Origin of the sequence: Acinetobacter sp. YH12251, assembly GCF_013417465.1 — a bacterium.
GTDB classification, from domain to species: domain Bacteria; phylum Pseudomonadota; class Gammaproteobacteria; order Pseudomonadales; family Moraxellaceae; genus Acinetobacter; species Acinetobacter amyesii.
The window spans coordinates 54263-68354 of sequence record NZ_VPDZ01000017.1 but is presented as its reverse complement, the minus strand read 5'-3'; the positions used below and the strand labels follow the sequence as shown (position 1 = coordinate 68354).

The window sequence follows — 14092 nt, the reverse complement described above, 5'->3', positions numbered from 1 at the left end:
AAAAGAGGGCGCAAAATTTGTACTGAGCTAAGACAGGGCAAATGACAGCACCATGGAAGATAAACATGAACAGCATGACACAATTACAGCCAGCGACCATTTTTAAGGATCAGTTTGGCCGTGAAAAACGCAAGTTGCGCATTTCAGTGACAGACCGCTGTAATTTTAAATGTGTCTATTGTATGCCTGAACATCCTGAATGGATGAAAAAACATAATCTTCTTAGTTTTGAATCACTTTACAATTTTTGTGAGTTTATGGTGCTGCGCGGGATTGATCAAATCCGGATCACCGGCGGTGAACCTCTTATGCGTCAAGGCGTTGTACATTTTATTGAACAGCTGCAGCACCTCAGAAAGCTAGGCCTTAAACGTATTTCCATGACAACCAATGGACATTATCTGAAGCAATATGCACAGGCCCTAAAACAAGCTGGCCTAGATGGCATAAATATCAGCTTGGACAGTTTGGATGAAGCGCAATTTTTCCAGCTGACACAAAAACAATTACAGCCTGTATTAGAAGGTATTGAAGCGGCTCAGCAAGCGGGCTTTGAAATAAAAATCAATACCGTGTTAATGAAAGGTCTAAATGAACAGCAAATCATTCCATTAACAAAATGGGCGCTGCAACAAGGTTTCGAACTGCGGTTTATCGAGTTTATGCCGCTGGATGGTGATCAAAACTGGTCTAAAGCTGCGGTCGTTACCGAACAAGACATACTGGATAAACTCAAGACTGTTTTTGAAGTGCAAACATTGCACGGTCAAGGTGCGTCACCAGCCAGATCTTACTTAATCAACGGCTTGCCTATAGGTGTTATTTCAACCATCAGCAATTCTTTTTGCGGCAGCTGCGACCGTCTAAGACTGAATGCGCAAGGCGAGTTTTTTAACTGCCTGTTTGCCCGAAAAGGTTTAAATCTCAGCCATGAAATTCAGCAGCTGAAAAGCAGTAAAACAACAGAGTTAATGCCGCTCGATGCAATGGCTTTGCAGCAAAAATTAGGCGGTTACATTTGGCAGAAGGAACAAGGCTTTCATGCCATAACTACCCAATCCAGCCCATCTAGAAAAATCAGCATGCATATGATTGGAGGTTAAAGATGACTCATATCACCATCAAAATAGAATCTTTTGGCGCTATTGAACGCCTGCTGCCAGAGAATTTGAGTCTGACTTGCTTCGCACAGCAGTCGATTGCAGAGGTTTTGCAGCAAGTTACAGATCAATTTCCGGAGTCGTTCAGCATGCTTGAACGCTGCGCCTGCGCTATGGGAGAAGACATTGTGCCAAGGCAAACCGCATTGATGCAGGACAGCACCGTTGTGCTGTTGTCCCCTGTGGCGGGAGGCTGAATATGGAGCTCAAGCATATTTCACGCATACAAGACACGGTATTCAGCCAAGCCGATTTTGACAGCATTAAGGCATTTCCTGAATGCGGCGGTATAGGTGTATTTATAGGCGCGGTGCGTAATCACCATGAAGGCAAAGCGGTAAAAGCTTTGAAATATACCGCTTATGCGCCTGTGGCTGAAAAAATGATCCGGCAAATTGAACAGGAAATTCAAGCCAAATACGGCGTGTCATATGTACGGGTTGTACACCGTATTGGCGCGCTGCAGGTCGGTGATACCGCCATTATCGCCATGGCCTATGCGCCGCACCGACGTGAGGCTTTTGCTGCCTGCGAAGAAGCGGTTGAGCGGGTTAAGCATGAAGTTCCGGTCTGGAAAGAAGAGTTTTATATGGACGGCAGCAGCCAATATGTAGAGGGCTGCTGTATTCGTAAAGATCATGTGCCCAAGGCGACAAGTCATGCAGCGCAGCATGCTCATATTCATGGCGAGTCATGTGAATATGCACATCAAAACAGCCATTAGACCATGCATTTGAACGCCAATATTTACCAATGGCACCTATAAAACTCCAAATTTAATACTGCAGACGCAAATGAATAAGATAAGGACAAAGCAATGAAAAATGTGGGCATGAAAGCGGAAAGTTACCGTACAGCCATTGCAACTGGAATTCTGCATGCGCCGCCACATTGCATTGAACTGCTGCGTAATGGCAATACAGAAAAAGGCGATGCGCTGAAAACCGCACGGATTGCAGGTATATTGGGCGCAAAACGCACGGATGAACTCATTCCGCTGTGTCATCCGCTGCCGATCTACCGTGCAGATGTCGAATATGAATTATTTGAGGCGCATGTCGAAATCAGTGCTGTGGTCGAAACCATTGGCCCAACGGGTGTGGAAATGGAAGCATTAACTGCGGTCAGTCTTGCCGGTTTAACGCTGTATGACATGCTGAAACCTCACTGTGAGCCTGAAGATTTATGCCTAGATCAGGTGAAACTGCAAAAGAAAAAAGGCGGTAAATCACATTTTACCCGTGTATTGAAAGAAAGCTTATCGGCGTCGATTATTGTGCTTTCAGATACGGTTGCTGCCGGTAAAAAATCAGATACTGCAGGGCAAAATGTCCTCGAAATTTTAGAAGAAGCAAACTTCAGCAACATCAGCTATCAAGTGATACCGGACAGTCCTGAACAGCTTTTGGCTCTTATTGAACAGCATAAGACGCAATATCCGCTGATTTTGACCGTGGGCGGTACAGGTCTAGGCCAGAAAGATTTAACCGTTGAAACCATTCAGCCGCTGTTAAAACGGGAAATTCCAGGGCTGATGGAAGCATCCCGCAGTTTTGGGCAGAAACGCACCCCTTATGCAGCCCTCAGCCGCGGTGTTGCCGGCTATATTGATGACAGTTTAGTCATTACACTGCCGGGCAGCAGACAAGGCGCAAAAGAATCATTGATTGCCATTTTACCTGCCTTGGTGCATCTATTTGATGTGCAGAAGAATATTCCGCATGCAGGAGGCTACCAATGAACCAAGCCGTATTGCACGCAGGCTGCGGGGCCGAGGCTGGACTGATTTCAGTGGACGAAGCGCTTACGCTGATTCAGACACATACGCAAAGTTTAGCGCATGAAACTTTGGCGCTTCAGCACGCTTTAGGCCGTTATTTGGCGGCAGATGTGCATTCACCAATTCAGCTGCCTTTATTTGCGCAAAGCGCAGTGGATGGCTATGCCATTTGCGCAGCGGGTGAAATTAAACCCGGCGCGCAATTTAAGCTGATTGGAGAAATCCGCGCAGGGCAAACGGCTGAAATAAGCTTAAATGCAGGGCAAGCTGTCCGCATATTTACCGGCGCGCCGATACCTGAAGGCACGGCAACTGTAGCGCGGCAAGAAATTGTAAAGGCGGATAGACAGCAGATTGAACTGACTGCAGCCTTAAGCCCGCATGCAGATATTCGAGATGCAGGTGAGGAAATTTCATTTGGACAATGTTTAGCAGCGCGTGGTCAAAAGCTGACGGTTGGATCAATTGCAGCGCTCAGTATGGCTGGTATTTCACACTGCGAAGTTTTTGCCTATCCGAAAATTGCGGTCGTAATTACAGGTGATGAAGTTGCGCAAAATATAGAAGATTACCATGCTGGTAAAATATTTGATGCCAATGCGCCGCTGATTTCAGCATGGTTTCAGTCGCAGCACGTCCAAGTTGAAGTGATTCATATTGCAGATGAAAAACAGGCGGTTTTAGATTTATTCAACCGTTTAAAAGACAGCTTTGATTTAATTTTAACGACTGGCGGCGTATCTGTCGGTGATTATGATTTTGTTCGGCCGGCAGCCTTGGACATCGGTTTTCAGCAAATTTTCTGGAAAGTGAAACAAAAACCCGGCAAACCGATGCTGTTTGCACAATATCGACGTCCTGACAGCAGTTCCTGTTATTTACTCGGACTGCCGGGCAACCCCGCTGCAGTCTATGTCGGCATGCAAATTTATACAGATAGATTATTGAAAGCCCTACAAGGTCAAACACTTGCGCTGGACTGGTTCAGCGCAGTCATGACACATGACCTAAAAGCAGATGCACGTGAGCGGTTTTTAAGAATGTCGGCGCACTTTGATAAGCAAGGCAAGCTTCAACTAACCAGCCTGTCTAAACAGCAGTCGCATATGTTGAGCAATTTAATGCAAGCTAATTGCATTGTTCGGATTCCTGCAGGGCAGTCTGTGCAAGCAGGACAAATTCTTCAAGGCGTATTTATTCAGCATTAGGAGTTTGCTATGCGATTCAAATTTATTTTAGCAGTAGGACTGAGCTTCATTGCTGGCGCATCTCAGGCGGAAACAGTCAAAATTTATGCTGCAGCCAGTTTAAGCAATGCTATCAGCGATATTGCAAAGCAATATCAGGCACAGAATTCAGACATCAAAATTGTACCGGTATTTGGCGCGTCATCTGCTTTAGCCAAACAGATTGAAGCCGGTGCGCCAAGTGATTTGTATTTTTCAGCAGATGTGGACTGGATGAATTATTTGGTGCAAAAACAGAAAATACCTGCAAAGCAAGTATTCAACATGCTAAGCAATGATTTGGTGCTGATTACGCCTAAAGCGGTGAATATGCAATTTAAAGCCTTGCCGCAGTTTAATTTTGCCAAGGCATTCAAAGGTCACTTATGTACAGGGCAAATGGAGTCTGTACCTGCTGGAAAATATGCCAAACAAAGCCTAACCAAGTTGGGCTGGCAATCAAGTTTGAATGGAAGGATTGTCGGGACAGATGATGTACGATCGGCTTTGGCTTTTGTTGAACGCGGTGAGTGCCAAGCGGGGATTGTTTACCGTACCGATGCGCTGATCAGTTCTAAAGTTAAAATAGCGGGGATTTTTCCAAATCATACTCATCAACCGATCATTTATCCATTGGCTTTAACACATCAAGGCGCAGCTAAACCTGAGGCCGTGAAGTTTTACCGTTATCTTAAAGACCATGCGCAAAGCAAAATGCTTTTTAAGCATTATGGCTTTGGTGTGAAAGGCTAAAGCATGCTCAGCCCAGAAGAGTGGAGCGCCTTGTTTCTGTCGGCTAAGGTTGCCGTTTGCGCCACTGTATTTTGCTTGCCATTTGCTATTGGGCTGGCTTGGGTGCTGGCGCGCTATGAGTTTCATTTGAAATTTTTAGTCGAAGCGCTGTTACAAATGCCGATGGTGCTGCCGCCGGTGGTTTTAGGTTATCTGCTATTGGTGCTGTTTGGTTCAAATGGCTGGATCGGCAAGCTGCTCAATGAATGGGGCATTCAACTGGCTTTTAATTGGAAAGGTGCCGTTTTAGCATCCATGATTGTGTCATTTCCGCTGATTGTGCAGCCGATCCGTTTGTCTTTTCAAATGATTAATCAGCAGCTGGAGCAGGTTGCAGGCTCCCTAGGCGCGCATCCGTTACGGGTATTTGCATCAATTAGCCTGCCGCTGGCATTGCCGGGCATTTTAATCGGGAGCATTTTAGGATTTAGCCGAAGTTTAGGCGAATTTGGCGCAACCATTACCTTTGTGGGTAATATTCCTGATGAAACCCGAACCATTCCAATTGCTATCTATTCGCTGATACAGCAGCCCAATGGCGAAGAATCCGCAATGCGTTTAGTGATCCTTTCACTGCTGGCGGCTTTTGGCGCATTGATTGCCAATTATTATATTTTACAGTTCTATCAGCGAAAACTCGGAGCCGGCCATGCTTCAGTGTGATTTTCAGTTTCAATATGCAGATTTTCAATTGCAGGCTCGGCTGCAGATGCAAGAACAGCTGCTTGGCATTATGGGGCCATCAGGCAGCGGCAAGTCTACGCTGCTGAAAAATTTGGTTGGTTTGCTGCAGCCGCAGCAAGGTTATATATCGCTGAATCAGCGTGATGTGTTCGATACGGCGCAGAAGATTAACGTGCCGATGCATCAACGCAGTATTGCGCTGATTTTTCAAAAATCATGGCTTTTTCCGCATATGAATGTGCAGCAAAATCTGCAATATGCGGAGAACTTAGGCGCTCAGGAAAATGCGAAATTTAAATTTGAGCAAGTGACTAATCTGCTTGAGTTACAGCCACTGCTCAAACGGCGGGCGCATGAACTTTCTGGCGGAGAAGCGCAGCGCGTTTCCATAGGACGCGCATTGCTGTCACAGCCTGACTTACTGCTGTTAGATGAACCGCTGACAGGACTGGACCGCAGGCTGAAAGATCAAATATTGCCATTTTTAAACACGGTGAAAGAACAGTTGGCGCTGCCGATGATATATGTTACGCATCATGGCGATGAGTTAGATTATTTAAAAGCCCATATTTTGTATCTAGAAAATGGTCAAATAAGTTTTTAAATAAATATAAATTATATAAGTAATAACAGTGAATTAGATGAAAAAATGGTATTAAGCTGCATCTTAAAGTTTTGATTAGAACTATGAAAAACTCATTTTCTAGATTAAATTGTTACAAAACAAGGGAGAACACAGCGTTTTCCCTTTTTTATTCCTAATGATCTTGGAAATAATGATTTGTACGACTGACCGTGCAGACAGGGAATCTAATCGATGCATGATGATAGCTTAGCCACACATAATTCAACTGCAAAACTGGGTGCAGGGCTATCTAATCGGCATATTACAATGATCAGTATTGGTGGTGTAATTGGTGCTGGACTGTTTGTTGGATCATCTGCTGCGATTGCAAAAGCAGGGCCTGCCGCCGTTCTTGCTTATATTACTACCAGTATTTTGGTTTTTTTAATCATGCGAATGTTGGGAGAAATGGCTGTAGCTCAACCTGACACCGGCTCATTTTCAACCTATGCAAGAAAAGCCATTGGGCCTTGGGCGGGCTTTACCATCGGATGGTTATATTGGTGGTTTTGGGTTTTAGTTATTCCAATTGAAGCAATCGCTGGTGCAGAAATTCTGCATGCATGGTTTCCTTCAATATCAAGTGCTGTATTTGCGACATTCTTTATTGTGCTTCTCAGTTTAGCGAACTTTTTTAGTACTCGGAGTTTTGGTGAGTTTGAATTTTGGTTTTCTCTGATAAAAGTCTTGGCTATTGTAATTTTTATCGCCATTGGACTCACCGCCATATTTGGATTTTGGCCCTTAGCACCTGAAGTGAGTGGTGTAGAAAATCTATTCAAAAATGATGGATTTTTGCCAAATGGTCTGGGTGGCGTGCTTTCAGCAATATTGATTTCAGCATTCTCATTCTTTGGTGTAGAAATTTTATCGATCGCTGCAGCAGAATCAAAAGATCCTGAGCAAAAAATTAAACGCGCAACCAATTTAGTGTTGTATCGGGTTATCTTATTTTTTGTGGTTTCAATTTTTATAACGGTTGCATTGGTCGATTGGCGTTCACCGCAATTACAACAATTAGGCACCTTCCAATATGTCTTGGTCAGTTTAAATGTCCCTCAATCAAAATTGATTATTGATAGTGTGGTCTTTATTGCGGTTGCAAGTTGTATGAATGCCGCACTTTATAGTTCATCAAGGATGCTATTTTCATTGGGGACACGCAAAGAAGCACCTCAATGGGTCACATCAATTAATGCCTCTGGTGTGCCTGCAATTGCAGTATTGGCATCGTCTGTAGTGGGCTTAATTTGCTGTGCAGTCAATTATTTATTTCCAGGCCAAGTATTTGGATTTTTACTGTCTACAACAGGTTCAATTGCCTTATTGGTTTATTTAGTGATTGCATTTTCACAGCTTAAATTGAGAACACAAATCGAAAAAAATGGAACTGAGGTTGCGTTTAAAATGTGGCTATTTCCATGGCTGACATGGGCAGTCATTTTGGTGATCTTAAGTGTGCTGATCTATATGTTTTTATCTCCAGCCTACAGTTATGAAACTTCATTATCTTTAGGTGTTACGACATTGGTGGTGCTCTGCGGCTTAGTTGTGACAAGAAAAGCTAAGTTGAAGAATGATTCAGAACTAAATTAAAAAAGTTTCGCTGATAAAAATCGTAATCATGAACCAATGGATTGTCTTTAGAATGTGCCGTGTCAGGGGATTAAAGCGAATGCGTTACGTTATATCTCTATGGCAATCCATTTTTAAGACAAATTCAAAGATTCACTTGACCTTCGACCGACTCCAAGCTTTATAATCGTTAAAATTTTCTTGATTGATACAATATGCGTTCTGCGACATGGATAACAGTCTTAGTCGGATTGTTCATGTTCCAAAGCCTTTGGAACGTGGCAGCCGCTTTCTGTGTGCATGAAGAGCAAACCCAAGTTGTTCAAAGCTATCATTTTGGTCATCATCAAAATACCTTATGCGTCAGCAGTGAAACCAATCCACAGCATTCGTTGCATCAAGCATCTGATGAATCCAGTAGCAAGCCAATCAAAAATACCGCAAGTGATCTCAACTCGGTGAAGATCATCAAGACCATTTGCCGTCTATGACGCATTTGATTGTACAAAACCAACAATCGATTCTTTTTATTGCACATCAGGCCTTTGAATATTCGCCAAAATTTGTTTGGACGAATTTTTATCAAGCGCCTGATCTCTTTCTGCAAACACCTCCTCCTGTTTATGCCCCGCTAATGGCGGGGTAGCCTAAAACATTCCCGCCACTTTTTTTTAATAAATGAGTGGGAAAAATCATGTCTTTATATTTTACGGCGTTTATACGTCTAGGCTTAGCTGTTGGTATTTCGATGGCCTTACAAAGTACTTTTGCGGAAAATGTCAGCAATTTCGAATCTACATTTGCCAAGGTACAATACGACCAAGCACAAACAGATATTTGGCTACTGCCAGTGCTTTACCGCTGCCTTAATTCAGCTCGATCTCAATTACGGTTCATTCATTAGACAGAATGGATCGTATGGACTCAGGATCCATTAATATTTAAAATCAGCAAATCAGCATAAGCCGATATTCACCTGCATTTTCAACAGGTGCGCGGTGCACACAAGGTAAAACTGGCTGTGTAGGATGATCCACCGCTAAACGCCATAGATGACCATTGCCTAAATTTACAGGCACAGCATTGTCTTTGAGTTGATAATGTAAATCAAAAAAATATTCCTTTAAAAAGTCATCAAACTCTGAGTCAGGGCCATCGTATAAAGCTTTGAGTTGCTCTCGTATTTCAGGAATTAAGATTTTTTGTGTGACTTGATCATTTGGCACAATATCACTAGAAGCACCATAATACGTACATAAAAAGGTATCGGTAGCGATGGGTGATCGATCAACATGAAAAGAATAAACATCGGTTGAGATGAAATCGAATTTATCATCGCGTTCATAACATTTAAGCAAATTCAGCGAGGGTGATGCACCAAATGCTGTTAATTGTTGCATGTCATTTAAAATGATTTCTCTAGCTAAATGACCTTGCGCTGAAAGCTTTAATTCCTTCAGATCATCTATGGAAATTTCGGTTATATTTTCAATCAGTTCGAGTTTTTCGACTATTTCTTTAAAGTCGCCTTGTAAGCTACGTTGCCAGCAAAGCGCATTCATTTGACCTTCAAAATGACGATGAATCAATTCAGAAAATGTAGTGACTACACCAATTTGAGGATACTGGGAAAAAGGATTGCTCATAAATAGGGATCAAATTAAATCTGAGGCGAAGATACTGCGTGCAAGGAATAGCTAGAAGGATTCACAGTTTTATTTTATCTTAAAACATAAACTGCTATACAAGATTATTCGAGCTTAGGTATTAATCGTTACGCTTTTTGTTTGGCTTTTTGGCGTAAGACATACAAATATAAATTTTCTACTTTTTCACGTGCCCAAGGTGTAGTACGTAAGAATCGTAGTGATGATTTAACGCTTGGATCTATGCAAAAACATCTAATTTCAATTTTACGGCTTAAGCCCTCAAAACCGCCGTAGTAATCCAATAATTCATCCAAGATGTCAGCAAGTTTTTTGCCGTGTAAAGGGTCATTGGAGGTGCTCATATTAGATCAATCGTATTTTGGTAGACGATCATTATAACCTGAGCGAGTTGAAAAAAGTGGGAGCTTGAACTGAAATGTGATTCATATTCAATATTTAACATATTTCCGAAGCCATTTTGCAAGACTAAAATTTCTTAAAAACAAAGAAACACTCTAGATAAGATCTTGGGTATGAGATTTATAAGCTTAAAATCAATAAAAGAAGAATTAACATTCATAAAATAATTAATTTAAATAATTCATTTTTAGTTAGTCAGCCTTATAATTCTTTTGACTGTTTATATATGCAGAAATTTATAAGCATCGGTCAAGAAAAAACTCGGATTGAAAAGTCCGAGTCAGATCTTATTTTTAATGACATAATGTACTAGTCATTTAAAAAATCTAAACGCTTAGATTATTTCCAAATAAATGGCGATTTCTTTTGTGCATTCTCAGCTTCATCGGTTGGTTCCAGTGAAATACCTGTGCGGTCTTTAAGAACACAAATCGCAAAAAATGCAATTACAGCCATAATAGTTAAATAGGCACTAACCCAAAAAATACCATTTCCCTTGGTAATTAAGGCTGCTGCAATAAGGGGTGCGAATGCACCGCCAATGATTGATCCTATTGCATAAGTAATTGAAATGCCTGAAAATCTAATTGATGCTGGAAATAATTCAGAATAATAAACAGCTTGCACACCATAGGTGATTCCAATTCCCATAGCGAGTATTGCTAAACCAAGCATAATGTATACATATTCACCAGTGCTAACCAATGGGAATAAGAATAGTGCAGTTAAAATTTGAATGATTGAACCTAAAATATAAATAGGTTTTCGACCAAATTTATCGGACATGACTGCTGAAAGCCAAGTAAAGAATGTCCAAATGACTGCAGAAGTACAGACTAAACTCAAAATTGTTGGTCGATCTAATGCCATGCCATTTGGATTAGTAGTAAAACTTTGAATGAAACCGCCTGCTGTCATATAACCAAGTGAAGTTGTACCAGCAGTAAGAAGGGAAGCTGTTAAAATAAGTTTTTTATACTCAGAAAATAGTTCCCGTATTGGTTTTTTTGCTGTGCCTTTACGCTCTTTTAATTGTTCGAACACTGGACTTTCTTCAACTGAGCGACGAATCCAATAGCCTAAACCAAATAAAATAATACTGAGTAAAAATGGTACGCGCCATCCCCATTCTAAAAATGCGTCACCAGGAGAAACATAAGCGGTCATAATCACCAGAACAAAGGATGCAAGTAACAAACCTAGTGGTACACCTAACTGTGGAAATGAACTAAATAAGCCACGTTTTTTGGTAGGAGCGTGTTCAACAGCCATTAATACAGCTCCACCCCATTCACCACCTGCAGAAATACCTTGTAAAATACGCAATAAAATTAAAATGATCGGAGCTGCGATACCAATATTCTCATAGGTTGGAAGTAAACCAATCATGGTCGTCGTCCCACCCATCAAAAGCAAAGTCATAGCGAGTACAGCTTTACGTCCTAATTTATCGCCAAAGTAACCTGCAATAAAGGCACCAAAGGGTCTGAAAATAAAACTAATACCAATCGAGGCGAAGACTAATAGGGTTCCGAAAGCAGGTCCGGCAGGTGTAAAAAAAAGTTGGTTAAAAACTAAACCTGCAACAGCAGCATAAATAAAATAATCATACCACTCGATGGTGGTACCAACGATGGTTGCTAAAGCAATTTTCTGTGTCCTCGATTGTTCGGGGATATCCATTGCAAGTTCTGGTGTATTCATTTCTATTTGCGAATTATTCATGCGAAATTCCTTTTATTCATGTCCATATAACTACCTACTTTGATTAAAATGGCAGGTTGCTTGATGCAACCAACTGTTTCTAAAACCATTGTTTTGTCATTCATTTTGCAACTTCCTGTGCAAAGCTATTATTGAAATATATTTGATACATTTATTATTTATTTTAGTTTTAAAAAGTATCATTAATCGAATTTAGGTTGAAATTCATTATTCGTCAATGTTATTTACAAAAAAAGATACAGATAAATCTATAATATAAAAAAAAGGAATCATATTGATTCCTTTTTTGGTTGAGTCGAAATTATGCATCACGCTCGACAAGCGTTAAGATGTCATAGGTTGCAACCAATTCACCACGTTGGTTTTTCACTTTAATGTCCCACACCACCACGCCGTGAGGTTTTTGTTCTGAATCACGCAAGGTTTTTGGTGTTTTTTGCTTACAGGTCAGTTCCACTTGAATGGTGTCGCCAATTTTGACGGGCTCTACAAAACGTAAATTATCCATACCGTAATTGGCAATAACAGGGCCTGCTGCGGCATCTACAAATAAACCGGCTGCTGCAGATACAATAAAGTAACCATGCGCAACGCGTTCACCAAACAATGATTCTGCAGCGGCAATTTTATCCATATGTGCATAGAAATAGTCGCCACTCAAACCACCAAAATTAACGATATCTGCTTCGGTAATGGTGCGTCGTGCTGTTAGTAAACGCTCACCAATACGCAGTTCATCAAATGACTTTTTAAATGGATGCACGCGATCTTCAAAGACTTGTGCACCTGCTGTCCAGCGATGACCAATTTGGGTCAACACATTTGGTGAGCCTTGTAATGCTGTACGTTGCATATAGTGTTTCACCGCACGTAAGCCTCCTAATTCTTCACCACCACCCGCACGCCCAGGTCCACCATGGACTAAAAGTGGTAGGGGTGAACCATGGCCAGTACTTTCACGCGCACTTTCCGTATCTAAAATATGCAGACGACCGTGCCATGGTGCAATTTTTGCGACCAAGCTTTCAATATTTTCATCCGCATTGCGTACAATGGACGCCACCAAACTGCCTTCACCTTTTGCAACCAAGGTTGCCAACTCGCTTTCTGTGCTATACGGCATCAGTGTCACCACTGGGCCAAACGCTTCAACCTGATGGACGTACTGTGCATCAAGCGGTTGACGGCAAAGTAAAACTGTAGGTGGATATAAGGCTGATTTTTCATGATATGCACCATTTACCGTGATATCTTGGCGTAAATGACTGCCAAAAATAATGTCAGCATCTTGTGCCAATATTTCGACTTTTTCTGCAACATCGAGCTTTTGTTTATAGCTCGCCAAAGCACCCATCGTCACACCTTCTTGGCTTGGATCACCCAACACGACTTTTTTTAGTTTCTCAATCAAACGCTGTTGCACCGTCTCTAATAAAGCCGTAGGGACAAATGCCCGGCGAATCGCGGTACATTTTTGTCCGGCTTTGGTGGTCATTTCACGGAAAATTTCACGGACAAACAAATCAATGCTTTCATCTGAGGCTTGGGTTGTCAGGATGGCACTGTTGACTGAATCGGCTTCCATACTAAATGGAATGGAATAGGCATTTAAATGCGGATGTGCACGTAATTTTTGTCCCGTTGAGGCAGAACCAGTAAATGTCACGGTGTCCTGTTCATTTAAATGCTCGAAGAGATCGTAGGTTTGACCGCAGATCAGCTGTAATGCACCTTCAGGCAAGAAACCACTTTCATGAATGGCTTTCACCACTGCATGGGTCAACTGAGCACCTTCTGTTGCAGGTTTTACAATACACGGCACACCCGCCAATAATGTCGGTGCAATTTTTTCCAACATGCCCCAAATCGGGAAGTTAAAGGCATTGATATGTACTGCTACGCCGGCTTTGGGACTCAGTAAATGCTTAGCACCAAATGAACCATGTTTAGACAGTTGAATAAAATCATCTTCAATCCAAACTTTTTCATCGCTCAGCTCACGGCGGACTAAACTTGAGTAGGCAAATAATGTACCGATACCACCTTCGATATCAATCCACGCATCTTTACGGGTACAGCCCGTTGCTGCGGCAAGGGCATAGTAGTCTTCTTTACGTTCCAATAAGTACTGTGCAATTTGCTTTAATGCATTGGCACGTTGATGAAAGGTCCAATTGGCAACACTTGAACCATGCGTTTTGGCATATTGCACCACGGCTTGAGTGTCAATGCCATGACTACTGACTTGGTAAATGGCTTGACCTGAAATGGCGTGAAATACTGTACGTAAGTCTGCTGATGCAACGTGTTCTTGTCCAAGAACCAATGAACTTAAGCGCAGTAAAGATTCCGATGGCTCATATTTGCCATCCACTGAAATGGTATTGTCTTGTGAATTTTGCTCAAGATCCAACATCGATATAACTCCATTTATGATACGTTGTTAATATTAAATT

The 14092-nt window shown here is 41.9% G+C and carries 15 protein-coding genes; 11 read left to right on the top strand and 4 right to left on the bottom strand.

All coding sequences use genetic code 11. The features are described 5' to 3' along the window. Positions 1–65: 65 nt before the first annotated feature. The 11 genes from moaA to FTV27_RS14565 all read left to right on the top strand — a co-directional run bounded on the left by moaA (position 66) and on the right by FTV27_RS14565 (position 8746). Positions 66–1103 carry a GTP 3',8-cyclase MoaA gene (gene moaA, locus FTV27_RS14615; RefSeq protein WP_180079124.1) on the top strand — a complete coding sequence of 346 codons (1038 nt, stop codon included), beginning with the start codon at positions 66–68 and terminating at the stop codon, positions 1101–1103. 2 nt (positions 1104–1105) lie between these two features. Further along, positions 1106–1357, top strand: a complete 252-nt coding sequence (locus FTV27_RS14610; RefSeq protein ID WP_180011191.1) for a MoaD/ThiS family protein — start codon at positions 1106–1108, stop codon at positions 1355–1357. Between the two features lie 2 nt (positions 1358–1359). Continuing rightward, entirely contained in the window at positions 1360–1884 is a 525-nt protein-coding gene (locus FTV27_RS14605; RefSeq protein ID WP_180079123.1) for a molybdenum cofactor biosynthesis protein MoaE, read from the top strand. 93 nt (positions 1885–1977) lie between these two features. Next, the gene (gene moaCB / locus FTV27_RS14600; protein WP_180023676.1) at positions 1978–2901 is read left to right on the top strand and encodes a bifunctional molybdenum cofactor biosynthesis protein MoaC/MoaB; all 924 of its coding nucleotides are present in this window, start codon (positions 1978–1980) and stop codon (positions 2899–2901) included. Beyond that, the gene (locus FTV27_RS14595; RefSeq protein ID WP_180079122.1) at positions 2898–4148 is read left to right on the top strand and encodes a molybdopterin molybdotransferase MoeA; all 1251 of its coding nucleotides are present in this window, start codon (positions 2898–2900) and stop codon (positions 4146–4148) included. The genes moaCB and FTV27_RS14595 overlap by 4 nt, the downstream gene beginning before the upstream one ends. 9 nt (positions 4149–4157) lie before the next feature. After that, positions 4158–4919: a molybdate ABC transporter substrate-binding protein gene (gene modA / locus FTV27_RS14590; RefSeq protein ID WP_180079121.1), complete on the top strand. Its 762-nt coding sequence runs from the start codon at positions 4158–4160 to the stop codon at positions 4917–4919. Between the two features lie 3 nt (positions 4920–4922). Further along, positions 4923–5621, top strand: a complete 699-nt coding sequence (gene modB, locus FTV27_RS14585; protein ID WP_180079120.1) for a molybdate ABC transporter permease subunit — start codon at positions 4923–4925, stop codon at positions 5619–5621. Further along, positions 5608–6246, top strand: coding sequence for an ATP-binding cassette domain-containing protein (locus FTV27_RS14580; RefSeq protein ID WP_180079119.1), 639 nt, complete (start codon positions 5608–5610; stop codon positions 6244–6246). The genes modB and FTV27_RS14580 overlap by 14 nt, the downstream gene beginning before the upstream one ends. A gap of 213 nt (positions 6247–6459) precedes the next feature. Next, on the top strand, positions 6460–7863 hold the full coding sequence (locus tag FTV27_RS14575) for an amino acid permease (RefSeq protein ID WP_180079118.1): 1404 nt from the start codon (positions 6460–6462) through the stop codon (positions 7861–7863). Positions 7864–8057: 194 nt separating this feature from the next. Beyond that, positions 8058–8333, top strand: a complete 276-nt coding sequence (locus FTV27_RS17385; protein WP_373687159.1) for a hypothetical protein — start codon at positions 8058–8060, stop codon at positions 8331–8333. 203 nt (positions 8334–8536) lie between these two features. Continuing rightward, positions 8537–8746, top strand: coding sequence for a hypothetical protein (locus FTV27_RS14565; protein ID WP_180079117.1), 210 nt, complete (start codon positions 8537–8539; stop codon positions 8744–8746). 43 nt (positions 8747–8789) lie between these two features. On the opposite strand, the gene FTV27_RS14560 is transcribed toward FTV27_RS14565, so the two are convergent. The 4 genes from FTV27_RS14560 to paaZ form a co-directional block, all read right to left on the bottom strand. After that, positions 8790–9488 (bottom strand): DUF1826 domain-containing protein, encoded by a 699-nt coding sequence (locus tag FTV27_RS14560; protein ID WP_180079116.1) that lies wholly within the window; start codon positions 9486–9488, stop codon positions 8790–8792. Positions 9489–9616: 128 nt separating this feature from the next. Beyond that, positions 9617–9853 (bottom strand): VF530 family DNA-binding protein, encoded by a 237-nt coding sequence (locus FTV27_RS14555; RefSeq protein WP_180008158.1) that lies wholly within the window; start codon positions 9851–9853, stop codon positions 9617–9619. A gap of 397 nt (positions 9854–10250) precedes the next feature. Then, the gene (locus FTV27_RS14550; RefSeq protein ID WP_180079115.1) at positions 10251–11636 is read right to left on the bottom strand and encodes an MFS transporter; all 1386 of its coding nucleotides are present in this window, start codon (positions 11634–11636) and stop codon (positions 10251–10253) included. A 301-nt stretch (positions 11637–11937) separates the two neighbouring features. Continuing rightward, positions 11938–14052 carry a phenylacetic acid degradation bifunctional protein PaaZ gene (gene paaZ / locus FTV27_RS14545; protein WP_180079114.1) on the bottom strand — a complete coding sequence of 705 codons (2115 nt, stop codon included), beginning with the start codon at positions 14050–14052 and terminating at the stop codon, positions 11938–11940. Positions 14053–14092: the final 40 nt, after the last annotated feature.